Origin of the sequence: Pseudomonas sp. HLS-6 (assembly GCF_002753995.1) — a bacterium.
GTDB classification, from domain to species: Bacteria; Pseudomonadota; Gammaproteobacteria; order Pseudomonadales; family Pseudomonadaceae; genus Aquipseudomonas; species Aquipseudomonas defluvii.
On sequence record NZ_CP024478.1, the window covers coordinates 3,798,040 to 3,820,724 of the forward strand.

General features: G+C 61.6%; 23 protein-coding genes and 1 pseudogene. 9 read left to right on the forward strand and 15 right to left on the reverse strand.

Features of this window, described 5'->3' with window-relative positions:
* Window positions 1-18: 18 nt before the first annotated feature.
* The 10 genes from CS390_RS17785 to aroC all read right to left on the reverse strand — a co-directional run bounded on the left by CS390_RS17785 (window position 19) and on the right by aroC (window position 9,697).
* Entirely contained in the window at window positions 19-2,103 is a 2,085-nt protein-coding gene (locus CS390_RS17785) for an LTA synthase family protein (protein ID WP_099775483.1), read from the reverse strand.
* Window positions 2,104-2,310: 207 nt separating this feature from the next.
* The gene (gene speE / locus CS390_RS17790; RefSeq protein WP_065759885.1) at window positions 2,311-3,171 is read right to left on the reverse strand and encodes a polyamine aminopropyltransferase; all 861 of its coding nucleotides are present in this window, start codon (window positions 3,169-3,171) and stop codon (window positions 2,311-2,313) included.
* A 127-nt stretch (window positions 3,172-3,298) separates the two neighbouring features.
* A complete protein-coding gene (locus CS390_RS17795; protein WP_099775484.1) occupies window positions 3,299-3,490 on the reverse strand; it encodes a PLDc N-terminal domain-containing protein in 192 nt (63 codons plus the stop codon).
* A 70-nt stretch (window positions 3,491-3,560) separates the two neighbouring features.
* Window positions 3,561-4,091, reverse strand: a complete 531-nt coding sequence (locus CS390_RS17800) for a hypothetical protein (protein WP_065759883.1) — start codon at window positions 4,089-4,091, stop codon at window positions 3,561-3,563.
* Between the two features lie 58 nt (window positions 4,092-4,149).
* Window positions 4,150-4,671 (reverse strand): ankyrin repeat domain-containing protein, encoded by a 522-nt coding sequence (locus tag CS390_RS17805; protein ID WP_099775485.1) that lies wholly within the window; start codon window positions 4,669-4,671, stop codon window positions 4,150-4,152.
* An 863-nt stretch (window positions 4,672-5,534) separates the two neighbouring features.
* The gene (gene mtnC / locus CS390_RS17810; RefSeq protein ID WP_065759881.1) at window positions 5,535-6,218 is read right to left on the reverse strand and encodes an acireductone synthase; all 684 of its coding nucleotides are present in this window, start codon (window positions 6,216-6,218) and stop codon (window positions 5,535-5,537) included.
* Between the two features lie 11 nt (window positions 6,219-6,229).
* Window positions 6,230-6,775: an acireductone dioxygenase gene (locus tag CS390_RS17815; protein ID WP_065759880.1), complete on the reverse strand. Its 546-nt coding sequence runs from the start codon at window positions 6,773-6,775 to the stop codon at window positions 6,230-6,232.
* A gap of 26 nt (window positions 6,776-6,801) precedes the next feature.
* A complete protein-coding gene (locus tag CS390_RS17820) occupies window positions 6,802-7,422 on the reverse strand; it encodes a methylthioribulose 1-phosphate dehydratase (RefSeq protein WP_099775486.1) in 621 nt (206 codons plus the stop codon).
* Window positions 7,419-8,567: an MFS transporter gene (locus CS390_RS17825; RefSeq protein WP_099775487.1), complete on the reverse strand. Its 1,149-nt coding sequence runs from the start codon at window positions 8,565-8,567 to the stop codon at window positions 7,419-7,421. Before CS390_RS17825 ends, CS390_RS17820 begins: the two co-directional genes overlap by 4 nt.
* Window positions 8,568-8,605: 38 nt before the next feature.
* The gene (gene aroC / locus CS390_RS17830; RefSeq protein WP_065759877.1) at window positions 8,606-9,697 is read right to left on the reverse strand and encodes a chorismate synthase; all 1,092 of its coding nucleotides are present in this window, start codon (window positions 9,695-9,697) and stop codon (window positions 8,606-8,608) included.
* A gap of 136 nt (window positions 9,698-9,833) precedes the next feature.
* Here aroC and CS390_RS17835 point away from each other — a divergent pair, with 136 nt between their 5' ends.
* A complete protein-coding gene (locus CS390_RS17835; protein ID WP_099775488.1) occupies window positions 9,834-10,793 on the forward strand; it encodes an alpha/beta hydrolase in 960 nt (319 codons plus the stop codon).
* A gap of 106 nt (window positions 10,794-10,899) precedes the next feature.
* On the forward strand, window positions 10,900-11,697 hold the full coding sequence (locus tag CS390_RS17840; RefSeq protein WP_065759875.1) for a hypothetical protein: 798 nt from the start codon (window positions 10,900-10,902) through the stop codon (window positions 11,695-11,697).
* 82 nt (window positions 11,698-11,779) lie between these two features.
* Here CS390_RS17840 and prmB read toward each other — a convergent pair whose 3' ends face one another.
* Window positions 11,780-12,688, reverse strand: a complete 909-nt coding sequence (prmB, locus tag CS390_RS17845; protein ID WP_099775489.1) for a 50S ribosomal protein L3 N(5)-glutamine methyltransferase — start codon at window positions 12,686-12,688, stop codon at window positions 11,780-11,782.
* A gap of 187 nt (window positions 12,689-12,875) precedes the next feature.
* Between prmB and CS390_RS17850 the strand changes: the two genes are divergently transcribed.
* From CS390_RS17850 to CS390_RS17870, 5 genes are all read left to right on the forward strand, one after another.
* Window positions 12,876-13,466, forward strand: coding sequence for a cysteine hydrolase family protein (locus tag CS390_RS17850; RefSeq protein ID WP_099775490.1), 591 nt, complete (start codon window positions 12,876-12,878; stop codon window positions 13,464-13,466).
* 68 nt (window positions 13,467-13,534) lie between these two features.
* On the forward strand, window positions 13,535-13,855 hold the full coding sequence (locus CS390_RS17855) for a hypothetical protein (protein WP_099775491.1): 321 nt from the start codon (window positions 13,535-13,537) through the stop codon (window positions 13,853-13,855).
* A 53-nt stretch (window positions 13,856-13,908) separates the two neighbouring features.
* Window positions 13,909-14,466: a Smr/MutS family protein gene (locus CS390_RS17860; protein ID WP_065759871.1), complete on the forward strand. Its 558-nt coding sequence runs from the start codon at window positions 13,909-13,911 to the stop codon at window positions 14,464-14,466.
* Between the two features lie 69 nt (window positions 14,467-14,535).
* Window positions 14,536-15,081, forward strand: coding sequence for a GTP cyclohydrolase I FolE (folE, locus tag CS390_RS17865; RefSeq protein WP_099775492.1), 546 nt, complete (start codon window positions 14,536-14,538; stop codon window positions 15,079-15,081).
* A 59-nt stretch (window positions 15,082-15,140) separates the two neighbouring features.
* Window positions 15,141-15,512, forward strand: coding sequence for a glutathione S-transferase N-terminal domain-containing protein (locus CS390_RS17870; RefSeq protein WP_099775493.1), 372 nt, complete (start codon window positions 15,141-15,143; stop codon window positions 15,510-15,512).
* A gap of 1,088 nt (window positions 15,513-16,600) precedes the next feature.
* Here the strand turns inward: CS390_RS17870 and CS390_RS17875 are convergent.
* On the reverse strand, window positions 16,601-17,203 hold the full coding sequence (locus tag CS390_RS17875) for a glutathione S-transferase family protein (protein WP_065759868.1): 603 nt from the start codon (window positions 17,201-17,203) through the stop codon (window positions 16,601-16,603).
* Between the two features lie 147 nt (window positions 17,204-17,350).
* Here CS390_RS17875 and CS390_RS17880 point away from each other — a divergent pair, with 147 nt between their 5' ends.
* Window positions 17,351-18,544 (forward strand): benzoate/H(+) symporter BenE family transporter, encoded by a 1,194-nt coding sequence (locus CS390_RS17880; protein WP_099775494.1) that lies wholly within the window; start codon window positions 17,351-17,353, stop codon window positions 18,542-18,544.
* Between the two features lie 32 nt (window positions 18,545-18,576).
* On the opposite strand, the gene CS390_RS25740 is transcribed toward CS390_RS17880, so the two are convergent.
* Window positions 18,577-19,449, reverse strand: coding sequence for a methyl-accepting chemotaxis protein (locus CS390_RS25740; protein ID WP_371918270.1), 873 nt, complete (start codon window positions 19,447-19,449; stop codon window positions 18,577-18,579).
* Window positions 19,444-20,547, reverse strand: a pseudogene (locus CS390_RS25745) (HAMP domain-containing protein); the annotation flags it as partial. The pseudogene CS390_RS25745 and the gene CS390_RS25740, both read right to left, overlap by 6 nt.
* A gap of 309 nt (window positions 20,548-20,856) precedes the next feature.
* Between CS390_RS25745 and CS390_RS17890 the strand changes: the two are divergent.
* Window positions 20,857-21,861, forward strand: coding sequence for an NADP-dependent oxidoreductase (locus CS390_RS17890; RefSeq protein ID WP_099775496.1), 1,005 nt, complete (start codon window positions 20,857-20,859; stop codon window positions 21,859-21,861).
* Here the strand turns inward: CS390_RS17890 and pyrF are convergent.
* Window positions 21,851-22,552, reverse strand: a complete 702-nt coding sequence (pyrF, locus tag CS390_RS17895) for an orotidine-5'-phosphate decarboxylase (RefSeq protein ID WP_065759864.1) — start codon at window positions 22,550-22,552, stop codon at window positions 21,851-21,853. The genes CS390_RS17890 and pyrF overlap by 11 nt on opposite strands.
* Between the last annotated feature and the right edge of the window lie 133 nt (window positions 22,553-22,685).

The window sequence follows — 22,685 nt, forward strand, 5'->3', positions numbered from 1 at the left end:
ATCACGTAGTACCGGTGATCAGTCCGGCACGCCGTGAACCACACCGGCGGTGTTGTCCAGCAGGCTCTTGGTCGCCGTCTGGATGAACGACTCCAGCTTGCGCGTCAGTTCAGCCTGGTCCGGGCTTTCGATTCGCTCGGCCTTGAACTCGCGACCCAGTTGGTAGCGGTACATGCGTGGCGACATGTCCTTGGACTCGATCAGAATCCGATCACCCGTTACCAGGCCAACGGTCTGCTCGCTACCCGACGGTTTGATCATGCCAAAACCCTGGTCGCCTTCCGGCAGGTTAAGCAGGTCACGCCCCCAGCACTGATGACGGGTTTCGCCACCGAGGCGACCCATGATGGTCGGCACGATATCGATCTGGGTACCCACGGTGTGGCTGACCGCACCGAACTTCTCCTGGATACCCGGCGCAATGAGCAGCAGCGGTACGTTGAAGCGGCTCAGGTCGAGTTCGGTGACCTGCTGGTTGTTGCCGAAACCATGGTCGCCAACAATAACGAACAAGGTTTCCTTGAAGTACGGCTCTTTGCGCGCCTTCTCGAAGAACTGACCCAATGCCCAGTCGGAATAACGCATGGCGGTCAGGTGCTCGTCGAGACGACCCTGGCCCGTCACAGGCTCTACCGGCAGGTTTTTCGGCAACGCGTACGGCGTGTGGTTGGACAGGCTTTGCAGCAAGGCATAGAACGGTTTCTTGCCATAGTTTTTCGCCAGTTCTTCAGCACCACGGTCGAACATGTCCTGGTCAGAAACGCCCCAGGTCGGGTCGGAGAACACTGGATTGACGAAATCGTTACGGCCAATGAAAGTGGTCATGCCCTGGTTGCTGAAGAACCCGGACTGGTTGTCCCAGGCGAAGTCGCCGTTATAGACATAGACGTCATCGTATTTGCGTGCACTGAGCAGCGCTGGCAAACCCGACAGTTTGTGGCTGCCTTCAGGCGTCTGCATCAGGTATTCGAAACCTGGCAGGTTGGGGAAGCAGCCCATGGTGGCGAACATACCCTGGTGGGTATGGGTGCCGTTGGAGAAGAAACGGTCGAACAGCAACCCTTCCTTGGCCAGTTTGTCGAAGTACGGCGTAATGTTGGTGGTGGCACCCAGCGCACCCACCGAATGCCCGGCGAAGCTTTCCAGCAGGATCACCACGACGTTCTTGATCGGCAGGGTTTTCTCGACTGGCGGGGTGAACTCACGGCGCACAGCCGCTTCATCGGCATCGACCAGCTTGTCGTGAGGCGTCAGCAACATGCTGCGCACGGTCTCCTGCGCTTCATCCTGCGGCAGGGTGGCCTTCCAGATGTTGTCACGCTCTTCGGACATCCGGCTCTTGGCAGCGGTGATCAGGGTCAGCGTACCGTTCAGGCCCAACTGGTTGGCAAAGTTCGAATCGGTGGTGTAAGCGTCGCCCCAACGCATCGGCGGGCCTTGACGCAAGGTACCGCGTGCGGCAACCACGGCCACCAACAGCACCATGAAGAACACGCCGCCGCGCACATACCAAGGCGCTACGCTACGCGCACCGGCCACACTGCTGCCGTATACGCCACGAGGCCGCGTCATGCGGTCGACACCTTTGAACAGCAGGCTCAGCAACCAGGTCCCGAAGGCCCAGGCCAACAGGTAACGTACGACAGGGAAGCCGTACCACAGCATGCTCAGTACGGTCTTCGGATCTTCCTTGACGTACTGGAAGACCAATCCGTTAAGGCGCTGGTGGAATTCACGGTAGAAGTCCATCTCCATCAGGCCGAGGAACATGGCCACACTGGCGGTCACGGTCAACCAGAAACGGAACAGGCCGCGTGCGGCCATCGCCCGAACACTCAACAGTGCCAGCATCAGCGGAATGCAGAGGTACACCACCAGGCGCAGGTCGAAACGCAGGCCGTTGGCGAACGCCTCGGCCAACGTCGAGACCGGGGTGTTGCCGATCTGATCGCTGTTGTAAACCAGCAGTGCCAGCCTCACCAGGCTGAGCATCAGCATGATCACCAGGCCGCTCAGCAGCGTATAGGCCAGGTGCGATTTGACGGTCGGTTGCAGCGCGCGCGAAGCAGCACGCTGATGACTCAAGGCGTCCGTGTTAGCCATGAATAGGAAGATCCCAAAGATTCAGATTTGAAAGAAACGAAGAGCAAAATAACAAGCCTGCCCTAAACAACCGGGCACTGGGGAGCCATTCGTCGAACAGGCATTTGAGCGCACGAATTGTCGGCAATCGAATGTGAAAATTCTGTTCAGAAACTTGCCACGCTTCATGAAATCGACTACGGCGCCCTAAGGCGCCGTAGTGCAGCATCAATCGTTGCTGGGCTTGTTTACAGCCTGCAGCACGTATTGCGGCAAGGCAAACGCACCGATGTGAATCTCTGGGTTGTAATAACGCGTAACGATTCCACTGCCGGCGAAACGCTGACGCAGGGTTTCCAGCGGCAGTTTGCGGTAACTGGTGTTGGTAGCGCCCCACGCGAAGGTCATTGCACCGCCGATGTAGGTCGGTACCGCGGCCTGGTAGAAGTGCCAATCGGCGAACAGGCTGCGCATGCGGCTTGCGGTGGTTTGAACTTCAGACAACTGCATGAACGGCGTGCCGTTCTGAGTGACCAGAATACCACCGTCGTTCAGGCAACGGTGGCAGGCCTGGTAGAAGTTCTCGGAGAACAGCACCTCTCCCGGACCAATCGGGTCAGTGGAGTCGGAGATGATGACGTCGAACTTCTCTTCGGTGGTGGCGACGAACCGCATGCCGTCATCAATGACCAGATTCAGGCGCGGGTCATCGTAGGCGCCCTTGGAGTGCTCCGGCAGGAACTCCTTGCACATGTCGACCACGGTACCGTCGATCTCGACCATGGTGATGTGCTCGACGCCACGGTGCTTGGTCACTTCACGCAACATGCCACCGTCACCGCCGCCGATGATCAGTACGCGCCGCGCAGTGCCATGGGCCAGGATCGGGACGTGGGTGAGCATCTCGTGGTAGATGAACTCATCGGCCTCGGTGGTTTGGATCACACCGTCCAGCGCCATCACGCGCCCCATGCGCGGGTTCTCGAAAATCACCAGGTGCTGGTGCTCGGTACGAACCTCGTGCAGCAGCTTGTCCATGCGAAAGCGCTGGCCGTAGCCTTCGTACAACGTCTCCAGGTAGTCGCTCATTGCGGGACCTCCAATAAAAGCGGCTGACAACGGGCGCAAACGCGCCCGCCATAGAAAAGGGCGCAGTGTACGTTGTCGATCATGACAGGTCGAATATTCGTCGAGGCACCGCAGGCCGCGCAGGCACCTACAGACGGACATTGCCCCGGGGGCCGGCAATCGCCCAGATGATCAGGCCCAGCACCGGCAACAGCAGGATCAGCAGCACCCAGAGCACCTTGGGCCCGGTCCCTACGCTGCTTTTAATCACGTTGATGATTGCCCAGATGTCCAGGGCCAGGATGATCAGGCCAAGAAAGCCATTAAATGTCGAACCCATGATGCCGCTCCTGTGACGGGATGTGTCACTGAGCATAGCCAGCGCTCAACACCCTGGTGTCCACACCGACTTAAACGTGCAAGGCCAGCCGCAGTGCTTCAAGCGACGGCGCGGCGGAAATCCCGACTTCGGCAGACAACTCAAGCACCCGCTCCAGGTCGTTGCCGTAAACCAGCACGACCTGCAATTCATCGTCGAGCGGCTCACTGAAGTCGAGCAACACATAGCCGCCCGCCTCTTTGTTCATGCTGCTCATCTGGATCTGGATGCGGTTGAGTGCGGTCAAGGCTTCAGTCTTGGCCAATTGCTTGGGCTTGATGTTGAACGCCACATCGGGGCCGAAGGAGGCGACGATCTGGGCGAACAGGTCCTGGTAGCTGTCAGCCTGGAACAGCACGGTGTCCGGCAGGCTGCCCACCACAACCCATTCACCCAGGGGAATCGGGAAGGTGTCGTCGTAGTTGATATCGGGGTTGGCGGCCAGAAACCCGGCTGGATCGGCATACGCCTGAGCGGCTTCGTCAGCGATCCGCTCGATGTCATCCTCACGCAGGCAGCCGGAGCTGATTTTGCCGATGAGTTCGACCAGTTGGTTTTTCATGAGGGGCCCCTTACGACGATAAAAGGCGCCAAGGATAACGGTAAACACCCACCGAGGGTTAGCCGGCCAGCGCTTGCAACTGCGTCACGGCGCCCTGCGCGCCCATGGCCTGGGCTGCGCCTAATGCGCTCATGCCCTTGGCATCTGCACGTTTGGGGTCGGCCCCCTGTGCCAGCAGATAGTCCACGATTGCGGTTCGGTTGAACATCGCCGCCATCATCAATGCCGTACGACCATCAGCCGTCGCCGCCTCGACGCTGGCGCCCTGCTCCACCAGCAGTTGCACCATGGCCAGGTCGCCCTTGAACGCGGCGCCGGCAAGCGGCAGTTGGCCATTGTTGTTGGCGACGTGCGGATCGGCACCGTGCTGCAACAACACACGCACCGCCTCGACATGGCCATGGTAGCTGGCAAGCATCAACAGGCTATCGCCTTTGTGGTTGCAGAGATTGGCCGGCAGCCCCTGCTGCAACAAGCGCTCAAGAACAACGGCATCACCTTGACGGGCGCAATCGAAAACCTGCTCGGCAAAGGCAATGGCTTCGTCGTTGAGTTGTTCGCAAGTGAGTTGGTCGGACATGGGGGGCTCCTGGCTGCCGGAAAAGCCCAAGTCTTGGCCAGCACGGGCTGGGGGTCAAAGCGGAATAACGCATTGATGCAACAGAAGAAATCTATTGGTACGCAGGGGTGTCCGCGAGTGCGCGGCGTCTGTATCGCGGGCAAGCCCGGCTCCTACAGGCTGCGCGGGCTCTGTTGGAGCTGGCTTGCCTGCGATGGCGTCGGTGGGGTGCCCGTGAGTGCGCGGCGTTTGCATCGCGGGCAAGCCCGGCTCCTACAGGTTACGCGGGCGCTGTTGGAGCTGGCTTGCCTGCGATGGCGTCGGTGGGGTGTCAGCGAGTACGCGGTGGCTGCATCGCGGGCAAGCCCGGCTCCTACAGGTTGCGCGAGCTCTGTTGGAGCTGGCTTGCCTGCGATGGCGTCGGTGGGGTGCCTGTGAGTGCGCGGCGTTTGTATCGCGGGCAAGCCCGGCTCCTACAGGTTGCGCGGGCTCTGTTGGAGCTGGCTTGCCTGCGATGGCGTCGGTGGGGTGTCCGTGAGTGCGCGGCGCCTGCATCGCGGGCAAGCCCGGCTCCTACAGGTTGCGCGGGCTCTGTTGGAGCTGGCTTGCCTGCGATGGCGTCGGTGGGGTGCCCGTGAGTTCGCGGTGGCTGCATCGCGGGCAAGCCCGGCTCCTACAGGTTGTGCGGGCTCTGTTGGAGCTGGCTTGCCTGCGATGGCGTCGGTGGGGTGCCCGTGAGTTCGCGGCGGCTGCATCGCGGGCAAGCCCGGCTCCTACAGGCTGGCTTGTCTGCGATGGCGTCGGCGGGGTGCCCGCGAGTTCGCGGTGGCTGCATCGCGGGCAAGCCCGGCTCCTACAAGCAGGCTTGCCTGTGATGCAAAGCGTCAGAACTGGTTTACGTCGATCAAGGCGAAGCTGACTACATTGCTGTGGCCCGCCAGTTCCCCACCCTGGCGTACCAGCCCGCAGGTCGCCATGCCGGCCTGCTGAGCCGCATCCAGTTCTTCGACGATGTCCGAGAGGAACAGGATCTGCTCTGCCGGCAAATCAATCGCCTGGGCGATGGTGCGGTAGGATTGCGCCTCGCGTTTACCACCGGACGTCGTGTCGAAATACCCGCTGAACAGCGGGGTCAGGTCGCCGGCTTCAGAGCAGCCGAAAATCAGCTTCTGCGCCTGAATGGAGCCCGAGGAATACACGTACAGGGCATAGCCTTCCTGATGCCAGCGCTTGAGCGCTTCAACCGCATCCGGGTAGACATGACCCTTGAGCAGCCCCGCCTGATAGCCCTCGGCCCAGACCATGCCTTGCAACGCCTTGAGTGGCGTGGCCTTGCGGTCTTCAGCAATCCACTGCAGCAAGATTTCAATTACCCGCTCAACGTCAGCAGCGGGCTCATTGCTGTCTGTGCGCACAGCCTGCAATTGGGCCGCCACGGCAGGCTCAGCCGCATGGGTACGGACAAAATCGGGCAGGTGCCTGGCCGCGAACGGAAACAGCACGTCGAAGACAAAACTCACCGCGCTGGTAGTGCCTTCAATGTCGGTGAGGATGGCTTTGATAGTCATGCAGGCTCCGGTCAGTCGTCGATACGCGGGAATTGATCGGCGATTTTGTCGCCAGTGAACTGCGCTACCCAACCTTCGGGGTTGTTGAACAGGCGAATGGCAACGAAATGCGGGTTCTCGCCCATGTCAAACCAGTGAGGGGTGCCGGCCGGCACCGAGATCAGGTCGTTCTTCTCGCAGAGCACGGCGTAGACATACTCGTCGATGTGCAGGGTAAACAGGCCTCGCCCGGCGACGAAAAAACGCACTTCGTCTTCCGCATGGCGGTGTTCATCCAGAAACTTGGCACGCAGTTCGGCCTTCTGCGGGTGATCGCTGTTCAGGCTTACCACATCGACGGTGATGTAGCCGCATTCGGTCATCAGCTTGTCGATCTGGGCCTGGTAGGCCGCAATCACCTCTTCCTGGCTAGCGCCCGGCTGGATCGGCGCATTGGCGGCCCAACGCTCGAAACGCACGCCCTGCTCTGCCAGGGTCGAGGCGATGTCCTCAACGTGGGTCAGCACCTTGTTCGGGATGTCCGGGGTGGACTGGTGGTACACGGTCAGGCTGCTCATCAGGGGCAACTCCTAGTTGTAGCGACTCAACGACCGGTAACCGATCGCACTTTCAATTCACACTCGAAGAGGAATTCGAAGGCTTCGACCTGACGCAACGCGTCACTCATGCGCGGGCCCCAGGTGTACAGGCCATGGCCACGGATCAGGTAGCCGACGCAGTCGGGGTGCGCCTCAAGCCAGGGCTGAACCTTGGCCGCCAGGCGGGTGATGTCCTGATCGTTCTCGAAAATCGGCACCTGCACCGTCGACTCGTGGGTCGAGATACCACTGAAGGCTTTCTGCAGTTCATAGTCTTCGAACACCAGGTAGTCCCCAGCGGTCACTCGTGACAGCACCGTGGCATTGACCGAGTGGGTATGCAGCACGGCCCCGATGTCTGCCCGCCAGGCGTACAACTGAGTATGCAGCAAGGTTTCCGCCGAGGGCTTCTTGCCCGGCTCCAGGCTATTGCCAGCGAGGTCGGTGGCCAAGACATCGTCCACGCCCAGCTGACCTTTGTGTTTGCCGGAGACCGTCAACAGCGCCTGATCCGCCGCCAGGCGGGTGGAATAGTTGCTGCTGGTGGCCGGCGACCAGCCACGGCCATAGAGAAAGCGCCCGGCTTCGATGATTTCCAAGGCCAATTGTTCACGGGTAAGGCTCATGCCCTGTCCTCTTTCATTCGAGTCGCAATGATAACGGCTGCCGCCACGGCAGCGACGCTGGCAATACTAAAGGTTGTAGTGGGGCCCAACGCATTCCAGCTGTAGCCCGAGTACAAGGCACCCAATGCGCCACCGGTGCCAGCCAATGCGGCATACAACGCCTGCCCCTGCCCTTGCTGGCGCGCCCCGAAGCTGCGCTGCACGAAGGCGATGGCTGCGGCATGAAAACTGCCGAAGGTGGCCGCGTGCATCAACTGCGCGACCAGCAACACGGCCAGGTGCTCGGCGTACTCGCCCAGCAGCATCCAGCGTAACGCTGCCAACAGGAAACTGGCCAGCAGCACCCGGCGCAACGACACCCGCGCCATGATCCAGCTCATGGCCAGAAACATCAGCACCTCGGCCACCACGCCCAACGACCAGAGCAGGCCAATGGTGCCACGGCTGTACCCCAGGCGCTCAAGGTGCAGGGTCAGAAAGGTGTAGTACGGGCCATGGCTCAATTGCATCAGGGCCACACAGGCATAAAAAGCCAACACGCCGGGGCGAAGCAATTGCTGGATAAACCCCTCGCCAGCATCGCGCACATGCTGCCCGGGCGGGTGTGCATTGGGCACCCACAGGCTGGCCAGGACGATACCGGCCATGATCACTGCCAGCGCCACCGGGTAGATATCCAGGCTGAGCCATTCGAACAACCGGCCCAGCCCCGCAACCGTCAGGATAAAGCCGATTGACCCCCACAAGCGGACCTGGCTGTAGCGTGCGGTCTGCCCCTGCAGGTGTGCCAGGGTAATGACCTCGAACTGCGGCAGCACCGCGTGCCAGAAGAACGCATGCAGGGCCATCACCAACGCCAGCCAGGCGTAGCTCTTATCGATGAAGATCAGCGAAAAACTCGCCAGCGTCGACAACGCACCAAGCCGCACGATCAGCAGGCGCTGGCCGGTGCGGTCCCCCAGCCAGCCCCACAGATTCGGCGCCACGCAGCGCATCAGCATGGGGATGGCCACCAGCTCGCCGATCCGCGCACTGGAAAACCCCAGGTGATCGAAGTACAGCGCCAGGAATGGCGCTGTCGAACCGAGCAAGGCGAAATAGAACAGATAGAAGCTGGACAGTCGCCAGTAGGGAATCGGCGCCACGGCTCAAGCGGCCACGGCGCGATCGAACACTCGGGGCATTACAACTGGCCCAGCACCGGCGTGCTGACCTTCACATCGGCATTCTGCCCACGGTGACGCAGCAGGTGGTCCATCAGCACGATGGCCATCATCGCCTCGGCAATCGGGGTAGCACGGATGCCTACGCAAGGGTCGTGGCGCCCTTTGGTGATGACGTCGACCGGGTTACCGTCGATATCGATCGAACGGCCAGGGGTGGTGATGCTCGACGTTGGCTTGAGCGCCAGGTGCGCGACAATCGGCTGACCCGAGGAGATCCCGCCGAGAATGCCGCCAGCGTTGTTGCTGAGGAAACCTTCCGGGGTGAGCTCGTCGCGGTGTTCGGTACCGCGCTGGGCCACGCTGGCGAAGCCCGCACCGATCTCCACACCCTTGACGGCGTTGATGCTCATCAGTGCATGAGCCAGCTCGGCGTCCAGGCGATCAAAGATCGGCTCGCCCAGGCCAGGCATGACGCCTTCGGCGACAACGGTGATTTTCGCCCCAACCGAGTCCTGGTCGCGACGCAACTGGTCCATGTAGGCTTCCAGCTCTGGCACTTTGTCCGGGTCTGGGCTGAAGAACGCGTTCTGCTCAACCGACTCCCAGGTCTTGAAGGGGATTTCAATCGGGCCCAACTGGCTCATGTAGCCACGAATGGTGATGCCCTGACTGGCCAGGTACTTCTTGGCGATGGCACCGGCGGCCACCCGCATAGCGGTTTCGCGCGCCGAGCTGCGGCCACCGCCACGGTAGTCACGTACACCGTACTTGTGGTGGTAGGTGTAATCGGCATGCGCCGGGCGGAACAGGTCCTTGATCGCCGAATAGTCCTTGGACTTCTGGTCGGTGTTGCGGATCAACAGGCCAATTGCACAGCCGGTGGTACGGCCTTCGAAAACGCCGGAGAGGATTTCGACTTCGTCGTCTTCCTGACGTTGCGTGGTGTGGCGGCTGGTGCCAGGCTTGCGCCGGTCCAGGTCGTGTTGCAGGTCGGCCAGCGAAAGCTCGAGGCCCGGCGGGCAGCCGTCGACAATGGCGACCAACGCCGGACCATGGCTTTCGCCAGCGGTGGTGACAGTGAACAGCTTGCCATAGGTATTGCCGGACATGCAGGACGCTCCGCGAATCAGCCTGATTTGAACAAGGCCGCCAGTATACGCAGGCTCACCGGCGAGTTCATCCCTGTTGGCGAACCTTCTAGCCCGGCGTGTGTCCAACTTTCATCTCTCCAGCAGCGGCCCTGTAATGTTACGCGCCCTCACCCTGCTTCTTCTGTGCCTCAGCAGCCTCGCCCAAGCGGCGGCCCCCAGCGTTCTACAGCGGCCCCTGGACCTCGATACAGGCGCCGGCATCCTGCGCGGCAGCCTGCTGCTGCCCCGCAGCGAGCGACCGCCGCCCGTGGTGTTGATCATTGCCGGCTCAGGCCCGACCGACCGCGACGGCAACAACCCCAACGGCGCTCACACCGACAACCTCAAGCGCCTGGCACTGCTGCTCGCACGCAACAATATCGCCAGCGTGCGCTATGACAAACGCGGCGTTGCCGCCAGCCTGGAGGCGACACCCGACGAACGTGACCTGAGCGTCGAAGGTTATGTGGCCGATGCCGCAGCCTGGGGCCGTGCGCTCAACGCCGACCCACGCTTCGGCCCGCTGGTGTTGCTGGGCCACAGCGAAGGTGCATTGATCGCCAGCCTGGCGGCCGAACCGGCCGGGGCCAGCGCAGTGATTGCCGTGGCTGGCAGCGGGCGCCCGGTGCATGACGTGCTGCATGCGCAGATTGCCGAGCGCGTACCTGACCGTTATCAAGCACAGGCCCAGGCGATCATCGACCAGCTGAAAATCGGCCGTACATCGAGCGATGTTCCCCCGCCCTTGCAGGACATTCTGCGCCCCAGCGTTCAACCCTATTTGATCTCACTGTTCCGACAAGACCCGGCAGCCGCCTTTGCCCGTCTGAAAATCCCGGCGCTGATCGTGCAAGGCAACCATGACGTGCAGGTCAGTGTCGACGATGCCCTGCGCCTGAAGGCCGCCAAACCCGATGCCGAACTGGCACTGATCGAGGGCATGAACCATATGCTGCGGATCGCCCCGGCTGACGTGCACCAGCAACAGCAAAGCTACCTCAACCCGGCGCTGCCACTGGCCAGCGCACTGGGCGAGAGAATCGTCGAGTTTATTCGTCGATTGCCGGCAGCTTGAGCAGAAGTTCCGGAAAAATGCACTCCAGTCCAGGCCAACCCTGCCGATAAGCCGGTGCTGGCATCCAAATTACGGCCAGCCTGCTGCGCACAAGAGGATTGCCGTGATGACCGATGTCCCACCCCAGGATGCCCCCGAAGCAAGCGCCGAAACGGTCGCTCCAGAACCTGCCCCGCTGCCGTGGGAAGACCTGAAGCCGGAGCACTTTCGCATGCTGCGCCTGGCCCCGCTGCCGACCGACCGGGCCACCGGTGCGCGGCCCTTGCGTTTCGTCCAGTACGGCTATGCCGAACGGCACAGCAAGACGCACAGCCTGCTGCGCATGGAGATTCGTCTGCCTGGGCAAAAAGTGCGCAAGGAGCAGAATCGCCTGGACATCCGCGTCGACCATGAGACGCACCACGTGAGCTTCGGCCCTGACAGTGGCCTGCAGATGGAGCCCCTGAACCGTGGCCTCGGACGTTTTCTGCTGGCTCAAGGGGTGCAGTGGGCACAACAAAAGTGGTCGCACTACCGGATCGAGGGTGCGGCACTCCCGAGCAAGGACGCGCTGAACGAAGACACCCGCCAACGCCGTGACCATGTGCTGAAAAACGTCGGGCTGGAGGTCGAGTACGCCGATGTCCAGCACATGAAGGGGCGCTACCTGGAAGTGCAGGTGGGTGAGCTCAAGGGTGGCTGGAACAACGAGAAGGTCCAACAGGTCGAGATAATCGAGGCTGCGGGCATGCTCCAGCAGGCCGAACAGACCCTGCAGGAAAAAGAAACGCAACTGCGTGAGCGGGACGAGCGCGTGAACAAATACAAGCGCGAGGACAGCGGCCTGCGCTTCACCATCACCTGCCTGGTCGCCTTCGCCGTGTTCCAGGCCGGGCTGCTGATCTGGATTGCAACCCAACGCTGACAACCTGCAGGTGCTATCGCTGGCAAGCGCCCCACCGTACTTGTGGGGTTTGGCTTGCCAACGATACAGACGCCGTTAGCGCTTACACCCGCGAAGCAAACAGCGCCTGATGCTCACGGCACTGCTGCGCCGTCAGCATGAATACGCCGTGACCACCGCGCTCGAAGTCCAGCCAGGCAAAATCCACCTCGGGGTACAAGGCCGACAGGTGCACCTGGCTGTTGCCCACTTCGACAATCAACAAGCCCTTCTCGGTCAGGTGATCCGCCGCTTCAGCCAGCATCCGCCGGACCAGGTCCAGGCCATCGTCGCCACAGGCAAGGCCCAGCTCCGGCTCATGGTGGTACTCCTGAGGCATGTCGGCGAAGTCTTCGGCATCGACATACGGCGGGTTGGAGAGGATCAGGTCGAAACGCTGACCCGGCAGCCCCTCGAAGCCATCGCCCTGAACTGTAAAAACCCGCTCTTCCAGGCCATGACGCTCGATGTTCTGATTGGCGACTTCCAAGGCCTCGAAGGACAGGTCGGCCAGCACCACTTCAGCGTCCGGGAACACTTCGGCACTGACTATACCAATGCAGCCAGAGCCGGTGCACAGGTCAAGAATGCGCTTCGGCTCTGCCGCCAACCACGGCTCGAAACGCTTTTCGATCAACTCGCCAATGGGTGAGCGCGGAATCAGTACACGCTCGTCGACGATGAACGACATACCGCAGAACCACGCCTCACCCAACAGGTAAGCCGTCGGAACGCGGTCTTCGATACGACGCTTGAGCAGAGCCTGAAGGTGCGCCACTTCCTCGTCTTCGAGGCGGCAGTCAAGGTAGCTGTCGGCCACTTCCCATGGCAGGTGAACTGCGCCCAGCACCAGCAGGCGCGCCTCGTCCCAGGCGTTGTCGGCGCCATGGCCGAAGAACAGCTCCTTCTCGTGAAAACGGCTGACAGCCCAACGAATATGGTCGCGCAGGGTGCGCAGGCGGGAAGTGGTCACGGTAGACTCCTAGAGAAACGACCGGCGATTCTAACAGCCTGGCCAGGAATATGGCTGCCCATGACGTTTTAAGCGATTGGCCAACATGGCTGCAGGCCACTAACCACGCCGCTTGTACGCTAAGCGATTCACATCTGCGTCCAAGCAGGGGAGAATAGGCGAAAAGCCCTATCCAAAGGAGCCCCTGATGTCCGTTCCAATGACGATGTTCCACCTCAGCGGTCGCGGTTATCCGCCGGCCAAGCTGAGTAACGCCAGCCTGGTGATTATCGATGCGCAGAAAGAGTACCTGAGTGGTCCTCTGGCGCTGTCAGGCATGGACGAAGCCGTGGCCAACATCGGCAAACTGCTCGACGCGGCGCGCAAGGCCGGCCGACCAGTGATTCACGTACGCCACCTCGGTACTGTTGGCGGCCTGTTCGACCCACAGGGCGAACGTGGTGAGTTCATTCCCGGCCTCGAGCCACAGGGCGATGAAGTCATCATCGAAAAACGCATGCCTAACGCGTTCAAGAACACCAAGCTTCATGAAGAACTGCAGAAACTCGGTCATCTGGACCTGATTGTCTGCGGCTTCATGAGCCACTCCAGCGTCAGCACCACCGTACGTCGGGCCAAGGACTACGGCTACCGCTGCACCCTGGTCGAAGACGCCTGCACCACCCGCGACCTGCCCTTCAAGGGCGGCGTGATACCCGCAGCGCAGATCCAGCAAAGTGAAATGGCGATCATGGCCGACAACTATGCCTGCGTGACCCAAGTCGCTAGCCTGATTTGACCTGACAGCTGGCGGAACCACATCGGTACTTTCAGGTCGAAGGCCCGATATCCATAGAGGAAATCGGAATGAAGTTATCCGATGGTTTCGACGCCAAGCGCCTTCGCTCACGCGAACCGCGTAATTGGTCAATGCGTTTTGCGGCTGCCTTTTCGGCCCTGCTGGCGACCCTTGGCGTACTGCTGGCGATGGCCGGCACCGCCAGCCTGTTGGGCCATGCACCCGCCTTGGGCGAGCTGGCCAACAACCGTGCCGCGGCGGCTGTCATCGTCGGCGCGGGCGTGTTGCTGCTGTGGCTGGGCGTATGGCTGTGGCGCCGTTGTCGGGCACGGCTGCGGCGTGGCCGGGAACTCAACCTGGCACCACACTTGATGAAAAAGCACGATTGAATTAACGAGACGCGGGGAGTCGCGTAAACTGCGCCGCCCAGGCGGAGGCTTACATGCAAGACGACGATTTTTCCCTGTTCAAGAGCGAAGTGCGCGGCGTCAAGCCGATCAAGCATGATCGCGCCGAGATTGGCAAACCCAAGGCCGACCGCAAGCAATTGGCCGGCCTGCGCCAAGCGGCGACCGTGCGCAGCGACCAGACAATAGTCGATGGGCTCTCCGACCAGTTCGTGATCGATGTCGGCCCGGAAGATGACCTGCACTGGAGCCGTGACGGTGTCCAGGAAAGCCAGATGCGCAAGCTCAAGCTTGGGCAGATCGCCTTTGAGGGCAGCCTCGACCTGCATGGCATGAGCGTGGAAAAAGCCCGGGAAACCCTCTGGGACTTCCTCGCCGAAGCCACCCGCTTCGAGGTGCGCTGTGTACGGGTTACCCACGGCAAGGCGGTACGCCTGGATGGCAAACGGCCAATGATCAAGAGCCACGTCAACACCTGGCTGCGTCAGCATCCGCAGGTGCTGGGTTTCACCTCCTGTCAGGCCCGTCACGGCGGCACTGGCGCGGTGTATGTCATGCTCAAACGTACCATGCTCGAAGGACGCGACGAGTAAGCTGTGCTTGCAGCGCCGCCGCCGCCGCCGTACCCTTCGCGTTTGCGATTATTCCCCACAGGTAGATCCATGTCCCTGGAACAGAACTACACCGCGATCCTCGGCCAACTGGGCGAGGATGTCTCCCGCGAGGGCCTGCTCGACACGCCCAAGCGTGCCGCGAAGGCCATGCAGTACCTTTGCCGCGGTTATTCCCAAACCCTGGAAGAGGTGACCAACGGAGCGCTGTTCAGCTCCGACAACAGCGAAATGGTCCTGGTCAAGGACATCGAGCTGTACTCGCTGTGCGAGCACCACCTGCTGCCGTTCATCGGCAAGGCGCATGTTGCCTACATCCCGTCTGGCAAGGTCCTGGGCCTGTCGAAAGTCGCGCGTATCGTCGACATGTATGCCCGCCGCCTGCAGATCCAGGAAAACCTCAGCCGCCAGATCGCCGATGCTGTCCAGCAAGTGACTGGTGCCCTCGGCGTGGCCGTGGTCATTGAAGCCAAGCACATGTGCATGATGATGCGCGGCGTAGAAAAGCAGAACTCGTCCATGGTCACCTCGGTGATGCTGGGTGAGTTCCGCGAAAATGCCGCCACCCGCAGCGAGTTCCTCAACCTGATCAAGTGATCGGTTGTACACCTTCAAGCCGACCTCACGGGGTCGGCTTTTTATTGTGAGATGCCGTCATGATCGTCAAAGCCCTTCGCATTGGCCTCGGCCAACTGATCGTCGTTCTCGACCTGATCACCCGCCCGCGCAAACTCAAGCGTGACCCGGCCGCACAAGCCAAGATCGAACAGCATGCAAAAGGCCTGAGCCTGTATCAGTTCCACGCCTGCCCCTTCTGCGTGAAAACCCGCCGCACCCTGCACCGCCTCAACGTGCCAGTGGCCCTGCGTGATGCAAAGAACGACGAACAGCATCGCCAGGCCCTGCTGGAAGGTGGCGGCAAGATCAAAGTGCCGTGCCTGCGCATCGAAGAAGACGGCAAGACCACCTGGATGTATGAATCCAAGGCGATCATCGCGTACCTGGATCAGCGCTTCTCAGCAGCCTGAGGCGACGCCATCGCAGGCCAACCAGCTCCAACAGGCCCCGCGTAACCTGTAGGAGCCGGGCTTGCCCGCGATACAAACACCGCGAACTCACGGGCACCGCGCCGACGCCATCGCAGGCAAGCCAGCTCCAACAGAGCACGCGCAACCTGTAGTAGCCGGGCTTGCCCGCGATGCAAACGCCGCGCACTCACTGGCACCCCGCCGAGGCCATCGCAGGCAAGCCAGCTCCAACAGACCCCACGTAACCTGTAGGAGCCGGGCTTGCCCGCGATGCAAACGCCGCGCACTCACTGGCACCCCGCCGACGCCATCGCAGGCCAGCCAGCTCCAACAGACCCCACGTAACCTGTAGGAGCCGGGCTTGCCCGCGATGCAGACACCGCGAACTCACTGTCACCGCGCCGACGCCATCGCAGGCAAGCCAGCTCCAACAGAGCACGCGCCAGCTGTAGGAGCCGGGCTTGCCCGCGATGCAGACGCCGCGAACTCACTGTCACCGCGCCGACGCCATCGCAGGCAAGCCAGCTCCAATAGATCCCACGTAACCTGTAGGAGCCGGGCTTGCCCGCGATGCAGACACCGCGAACTCAATGACACCCCGCCGACGCCATCGCAGGCAAGCCAGCTCCAACAGCGCCCACGTAACCTGTAGGAGCCGGGCTTGCCCGCGATGCAGACACCGCGAACTCAATGACACCCCGCCGACGCTATCGCAGGCAAGCCAGCTCCAACAGCGCCCACGTAACCTGTAGGAGCCGGGCTTGCCCGCGATGCAGACACCGCGAACTCAATGACACCCCACCGACGCCATCGCAGGCAAGCCTGCCCCAACAGCCCCCGCGCAACCTGTAGGAGCCGGGCTTGCCCGCGATGCAGACGCCGCGTACTCACGGGCACCCCGCCGACGCCATCGCAGGCAAGCCAGCTCCAACAGAGCCCGCGCAACCTGTAGGAGCCGGGCTTGCCCGCGATGCAGACGCCGCGTACTCACGGACACCGCGCCGACGCCATCGCAGGCAAGCCAGCTCCAACAGAAAACCCACATGCCCTGCGCGGCCCACCGAGGCAGGCGCCGCTACTTCAGACAGTTAGCCCAGCATGGTCACATGGCGTGGATGGCTGGCCACGCGCTTGAGCCATGCCTGGATCGCCGGGTAACCAGAAAGGTCGAAGCCGCCTTCATGGGCGACATGGGTGTAGGCATACAAGGCCACGTCGGCTATCGAATACTCATCGCCCACCAGATAAGGCGTTAGCTGCAGCTGCTTCTCCATCACCCGCAGGGCCTTGTGCCCGCCTTTTTGCAGCTTCTTGTACTCGTCCAGCCGGTCTTCAGGCAGCCTCAGGTAGAACTGGATGAAACGCGCCACGGCCAGGTAAGGCTCATGGCTGTACTGCTCGAAAAACTGCCATTGCAGCACCTGGGTTCGCAGGCGCGGCTCGGTGGGCAAATACTCCGTACCGTCCGCGAGGAAGTTCAAAATGGCGTTGGACTCCCACAGGCAGGTGCCGTCCTCAAGCTCCAGCACCGGCACCTTGCCGTTAGGGTTCTTGGCAAGAAACTCGGGGGTCTCGGTGTCGCCACTGAGGATGTTGATGGGGTGCCACTCATAGGGCAGGTTCAGCAGGTGGAGCATCAGCTTGATCTTGTAGCAGTTGCCCGACTGGTAATCACCATAGACCTTGTACATTTCCCCTCCCCTTTTGAGTGCTGAAACGAAACTGTCTGCAATAGTTGGTGACTGTACGGCCAAATGCAACGATTGCTGTACTGCAAACATCGCGGTAGTGCAGGTTAGTCTGAAAAATCTGCTTACACACGAACAAGGACTGCCCGCATGACCGACGCCACTTCTGCGCACCTGCGCCCACTGGCCGACTCTTCACCCTCCGCAGTGGTCGCCGGCTTTATCGCCATGCTCACCGGCTACACCAGTTCATTGGTGTTGATGTTCCAGGCGGGTCAGGCGGCTGGGCTTAGCAGCGGGCAGATTTCTTCCTGGATCTGGGCCCTGTCGATTGGCATGGCGGTTTGCAGCATCGGCCTGTCGTTACGCTACCGCACACCGGTGACCATCGCCTGGTCAACCCCCGGAGCAGCGCTGTTGATCACCAGCCTGGGCGGCGTCAGCTATGGCGAAGCCATCGGTGCCTACATCACCTGCGCCGTGCTGGTGGTGATTTGCGGCCTGACCGGGAGCTTCGAGCGCTTGGTCAAGCGCATCCCTGCCTCGTTGGCGTCGGCCTTGCTGGCGGGCATTCTGTTCAAGATCGGCAGCGAGATTTTCATTGCAGCCCAGCACCGCACCCTGCTGGTACTGGGAATGTTCTTCAGCTACCTGGTGATCAAGCGCCTTTCGCCTCGCTATGCGGTGCTCGCGGCCTTGCTGGTGGGTACGGCGCTGTCCGGCGCCCTTGGCCTGCTGGACTTCAGCGGCTTCAGCCTGGAAGTGGCAACGCCGGTGTGGACAACCCCGTCCTTCTCACTCGCCGCAACCATCAGCATTGGTATCCCGCTGTTTGTCGTCGCCATGACGTCGCAAAACATGCCAGGTGTTGCCGTGCTGCGCGCCGATGGTTATCAAGTGCCGGCCTCGCCACTGATCACGGTCACCGGCCTGGCTTCGCTGGTGCTGGCACCATTCGGCTCGCACGGCATCAACCTCGCAGCCATCAGCGCGGCGATCTGCACCGGCCCGCACGCGCATGAAGACCCGAGCAAGCGCTACACCGCCGCCGTCTGGTGCGGGATTTTCTACGGTATTGCCGGGGTATTCGGGGCGACGTTGGCGGCCTTGTTCGCGGCGCTGCCCAAGGAGCTGGTGCTGTCGATTGCCGCCCTGGCGCTGTTTGGCTCGATCATGAACGGGTTGACCGTGGCCATGAACGAAGCCAAGGAGCGTGAAGCAGCACTGATCACCTTTATGGTCACCGCCTCGGGCTTCACGCTGTTTTCCGTGGGTTCGGCGTTCTGGGGGATCGTGGCCGGGGTATTGACGCTAATGATTCTGAACTGGCGCAAGGCCGCCTGAGCGCAGCGGCCTTAGGTGGGCAGCGCCAGCCCTCACAAGCGGAAGTGCCCAACCATCCCTTTCAACTCGGTGCCCAGCTGTGCCAGTTCAATACTTGAACTGGCATTGCCCTGCATAGCTAGCGCGGACTGATCAGCACTGCAGCGAATGTTGCTGACGCTACGGTTGATCTCCTCCGCCACCGAACTCTGCTGCTCGGCAGCGGCGGCAATCTGCTGGTTCATCTGCTGAATCAAAGACACGGCCGCCGCAATACTGCCCAAGGCACTCTCCGTCTGCAGTGCATCGGCAACGGCCAGTTTGACCAGCTCACCACTGCCCTGAATCTGTTCAACCGAAGCCTGGGCGTTACTGCGCAGGCTACTGACCAACCGCTCGATTTCTTCGGTGGACTGCTGGGTACGCTTGGCCAGTGCCCGCACCTCATCCGCGACCACCGCAAAACCACGCCCCTGCTCGCCTGCCCGTGCGGCTTCGATGGCCGCGTTGAGCGCCAGCAGGTTGGTCTGCTCGGCCACACTCTTGATTACCTCGAGCACCTTGCCGATGTTCTGCACCTCGGCACTCAAGCGCTCGATGCCTTCACTGGCCGACGTGGAAGCACTGGCCAACGCCTCGATACGCTGCATGCTCTGGCGCACTACCTGATGGCCGCTCTCAACCTTGTCATCCGCCGCCTGGGCCGCTTGAGCGGCTTCTTCGGCATTGCGGGCCACATCGTGAACGGTCGCGGTCATCTGGTGCATGGCCGTGGCAACCTGTTCCGTTTCCTCCTTCTGGCTGCTGACCTCACGGTTAGTCTGCTCGGTGACGGCCGACAACGACTGAGCATTGCCGGCCAACTGCTCGATACCTACCTGCAACCCACTGACGATACCCGCCAGGCCACTGCCCATCTGCTGCATGGCCAGAAGCAACTGGCCCACCTCATCATGCCGATCAACGGCAATGTCGCCGCTCAAATCGCCAGCAGCGATCTGCTGAGCACGGCCGATCACCCGGCGCAACGGCCCAACGATTGCCCGCGTAATCAACCATGCGGCAACAACACCGACCACCAGCGCCAACAGTGAAGCGGCAATAATCAGCCAGGTGTTGCGCCCAAGTTCAGCCTGCATGGCCGCCTCTTCAGCGGTCGACGCCTGATCGACCTGCGCCATGACCTGCTCGGCGCGCTGCTGCAGCTGCTGTTTAAGTTGTTGTTCGCGGGCCAGCAGGTCGGTGTACTCGCCGAGTTTCTCGCCAAAGCTGGCAATATGGGTGGCCACCTCCGTGAGCACGCTCTGGTAACCGGCATCCTGCACACTGCCCTTCAATTGCGCGACCAGCGCTGCCGCTTGTTCCGCCTGCTCGATACGCCCCTGACGAACGTCCTCTGCGCCCTTGCGGCTCTGCTCCAGCCGTACACGGGCCTCGTCCATGGCCAGCAGCATCAGCCGCGCCACCTGGGCGACCTGACCAGCCTGCTCAACGAACTCTGCCCCTCGCGTGCCCTGCGAGTCTTTCAGGGTCCAGGTGCCGTCATCCGCGAGCCCGGCTTGCAAGACGTCAAGGTTGTTGGCCACGCTGGAGACCGACCAATTAGCCATGTCCAGCGCCAGCTCCTTGGCCTGAGTCAACTCGACGACCTGGTCAAATGCCTGGCGATAGGCAAGCAGTGACGGCTCAACACTCGCGCTGGCCAGCTGCGGCAGTTCGCGGGCCTGCGCCTGCAAAACCTCCACCCCTTGGTGCAAGGCTTCAACCGCCTTGGGATCGGACGTCAGCGCGTAAGTCTGCTCACGCAGGCGTACCTGCAACAACGCATCGTTGACCGCAGTCATTTGCTTGAGGCCATCGAACCGTTTGCCTACGCCAAACAACGCGGCAACACCCAGCCCCGCTACCAGCGTCGTCAACAACAACACCAGGCTAAACCCAAGGCCCATCTTGCGAGCCATTCCCAAATTGGCAAAACCACCCTTGCTGGCCGAATTCATTGCGCCCCGCTCCCCTGCTGCCATCCCGGAAACCCCGGAAAATCCCCAGGACGCAGAGTGGCAATCACGCAAGCCGCCGCACAAGCCTTTGGCGTCGGAATAATGGCAAAAAGCTAGGTGTGCGTCGTTTTCAGTAAGCTGAAGGTCGCGCTGACGATGCCTGGGTTACCGCCTGAAAATACCCGCTGTACGGGACAGACCACATTCGGCAAACAGCCCCTCAGGCTCAATCACCCAGATCAATCATCGAGTATTTCGCCAAACGCTAACCCTTGCCGATACCGCCCGCAGGGGCTATGAACAGGCTTGACCTTTTCATTAGAGAACGACGCCATGCCCGCCTTGAACAACCGCCGTTTCCTGCTCGCCAAACGCCCAGTGGGCGCCGTGACACGGGATGACTTCACCTTTGAGCAGGTGCCCGTCGACGAACCGGCAGACGGCCAGGTGCTGGTCAAAAACCTCTACCTGTCACTGGACCCGGCCATGCGCGGCTGGATGAATGAGGGCAAGTCCTACATTCCACCAGTGGCTCTCGGTGAAGTGATGCGCGCCTTGGGCGTTGGCGAAGTGATCGCCTCGAAACACCCCGACTTCGCCGTAGGCGACTACGTCAACGGCGCACTCGGCGTACAAGACTACTTCCTCGGGGCGCCCAAAGGCTTCTACACCATCGATCCACGGCTGGCACCGCTGCCGCGCTACCTGTCGGCACTGGGCATGACCGGCATGACCGCCTACTTCGCCCTGCTGGACGTTGGCGCACCCAAGGCCGGTGAAACCGTGGTGATATCCGGCGCGGCCGGTGCGGTCGGCAGCATCGCCGGGCAGATCGCCAAGCTCAAAGGGTGCCGCGTGGTCGGCATTGCCGGTGGGCAGGAGAAGTGCCGCTACCTGATCGATGAGCTGGGCTTCGACGGCATCATTGACTACAAAGCCGAAGACGTCCTCGAAGGCCTCAAGCGCGAGTGCCCCAAGGGTGTGGATATCTATTTCGACAACGTTGGTGGCGACATCCTGGATGCTGTGCTCAGCCGCCTGAACTTCAAGGCGCGGGTGGTGATTTGCGGCGCCATCAGCCAGTACAACAACAAGCAGGCGGTGAAAGGACCGGCCAACTACCTGTCGCTACTGGTGAATCGGGCACGGATGGAAGGCTTTGTGGTGATGGACCACGCCCCGCAGTTTGCCGCCGCCGCGCAGGAAATCGCCGGCTGGCTGGCCACCGGCATGCTGAAAAGCCGGGAGGACGTGGCCGAAGGGCTGGAAACCTTCCCCGAAACCCTGTTGAAGCTGTTTAACGGGGAAAATTTCGGCAAGCTGGTGCTTAAGCCCTGATCTCGGCAACCACGTCGGCCAGCGCTTTGGCTGGATCGGCGGCCTGGCTGATCGGACGACCAATCACCAGGTAGTCGGAGCCTGCATCCAGCGCCTGACGAGGTGTCAGGATACGGCGCTGGTCATCCTGAGCGCTGCCCGCAGGGCGGATACCCGGGGTGACCAGTTGCAGCGACGGGTGAGCTGCCTTCAGCGCCGGGGCTTCCAGAGCCGAGCAGACCAGGCCGTCCATACCGGCCTTCTCGGCCAGCGCAGCCAGGCGCAGCACCTGCTCTTGCGGCTCGATGTCCAGACCGATGCCGGCCAGGTCTTCGCGCTCCATGCTGGTGAGCACGGTAACACCAATCAGCAGAGGCTGAGGGCCGCTGCGCTGGGCCAGCACGTCACGGCAGGCCGCCATCATGCGCAGGCCACCGGAGCAATGCACGTTCACCATCCACACGCCCATCTCGGCAGCCGCTTTGACAGCCATGGCGGTGGTGTTCGGAATGTCGTGGAATTTCAGGTCGAGAAACACCTCGAAGCCTTTTTCACACAGGCTCTCGACGATGCCCGAAGCGCTGCTGGTGAACAGCTCCTTACCGACTTTGACCCGGCAAAGGCTAGGGTCCAGCTGATCGGCCAGCTTCAGGGCGGCGTCACGGGAAGGGAAATCCAGGGCGACGATAATAGGCGTCTGGCAGACGGACATGGGCAAGTCTCTTGGCAAGTCGAAATCGGCGCGCATTGTAGCCGATGCAGCGGCGCAAGGGGGCCCACTGATCACGAATTCGCCGTCAACCCGCTAGCCCTCTTATACTTCAGGTAATACACCCAACACTAAA

What these genes read in the sequence shown, in the direction of transcription:
- CS390_RS17785 (WP_099775483.1), bottom strand. Translation starts at nt 2,103, where the DNA reads ATGGCTAACACGGACGCCTTGAGTCATCAGCGTGCTGCTTCGCGCGCG.
- speE (WP_065759885.1), bottom strand. Translation starts at nt 3,171, where the DNA reads ATGAGCGACTACCTGGAGACGTTGTACGAAGGCTACGGCCAGCGCTTT.
- CS390_RS17795 (WP_099775484.1), bottom strand. Translation starts at nt 3,490, where the DNA reads ATGGGTTCGACATTTAATGGCTTTCTTGGCCTGATCATCCTGGCCCTG.
- CS390_RS17800 (WP_065759883.1), bottom strand. Translation starts at nt 4,091, where the DNA reads ATGAAAAACCAACTGGTCGAACTCATCGGCAAAATCAGCTCCGGCTGC.
- CS390_RS17805 (WP_099775485.1), bottom strand. Translation starts at nt 4,671, where the DNA reads ATGTCCGACCAACTCACTTGCGAACAACTCAACGACGAAGCCATTGCC.
- mtnC (WP_065759881.1), bottom strand. Translation starts at nt 6,218, where the DNA reads ATGACTATCAAAGCCATCCTCACCGACATTGAAGGCACTACCAGCGCG.
- CS390_RS17815 (WP_065759880.1), bottom strand. Translation starts at nt 6,775, where the DNA reads ATGAGCAGCCTGACCGTGTACCACCAGTCCACCCCGGACATCCCGAAC.
- CS390_RS17820 (WP_099775486.1), bottom strand. Translation starts at nt 7,422, where the DNA reads ATGAGCCTTACCCGTGAACAATTGGCCTTGGAAATCATCGAAGCCGGG.
- aroC (WP_065759877.1), bottom strand. Translation starts at nt 9,697, where the DNA reads ATGTCCGGCAATACCTATGGCAAGCTGTTCACTGTCACCACCGCTGGC.
- CS390_RS17835 (WP_099775488.1), top strand. Translation starts at nt 9,834, where the DNA reads ATGTTACGCGCCCTCACCCTGCTTCTTCTGTGCCTCAGCAGCCTCGCC.
- CS390_RS17840 (WP_065759875.1), top strand. Translation starts at nt 10,900, where the DNA reads ATGACCGATGTCCCACCCCAGGATGCCCCCGAAGCAAGCGCCGAAACG.
- CS390_RS17850 (WP_099775490.1), top strand. Translation starts at nt 12,876, where the DNA reads ATGTCCGTTCCAATGACGATGTTCCACCTCAGCGGTCGCGGTTATCCG.
- CS390_RS17855 (WP_099775491.1), top strand. Translation starts at nt 13,535, where the DNA reads ATGAAGTTATCCGATGGTTTCGACGCCAAGCGCCTTCGCTCACGCGAA.
- CS390_RS17860 (WP_065759871.1), top strand. Translation starts at nt 13,909, where the DNA reads ATGCAAGACGACGATTTTTCCCTGTTCAAGAGCGAAGTGCGCGGCGTC.
- folE (WP_099775492.1), top strand. Translation starts at nt 14,536, where the DNA reads ATGTCCCTGGAACAGAACTACACCGCGATCCTCGGCCAACTGGGCGAG.
- CS390_RS17870 (WP_099775493.1), top strand. Translation starts at nt 15,141, where the DNA reads ATGATCGTCAAAGCCCTTCGCATTGGCCTCGGCCAACTGATCGTCGTT.
- CS390_RS17875 (WP_065759868.1), bottom strand. Translation starts at nt 17,203, where the DNA reads ATGTACAAGGTCTATGGTGATTACCAGTCGGGCAACTGCTACAAGATC.
- CS390_RS17880 (WP_099775494.1), top strand. Translation starts at nt 17,351, where the DNA reads ATGACCGACGCCACTTCTGCGCACCTGCGCCCACTGGCCGACTCTTCA.
- CS390_RS25740 (WP_371918270.1), bottom strand. Translation starts at nt 19,449, where the DNA reads ATGCAGCAGATGGGCAGTGGCCTGGCGGGTATCGTCAGTGGGTTGCAG.
- CS390_RS17890 (WP_099775496.1), top strand. Translation starts at nt 20,857, where the DNA reads ATGCCCGCCTTGAACAACCGCCGTTTCCTGCTCGCCAAACGCCCAGTG.
- pyrF (WP_065759864.1), bottom strand. Translation starts at nt 22,552, where the DNA reads ATGTCCGTCTGCCAGACGCCTATTATCGTCGCCCTGGATTTCCCTTCC.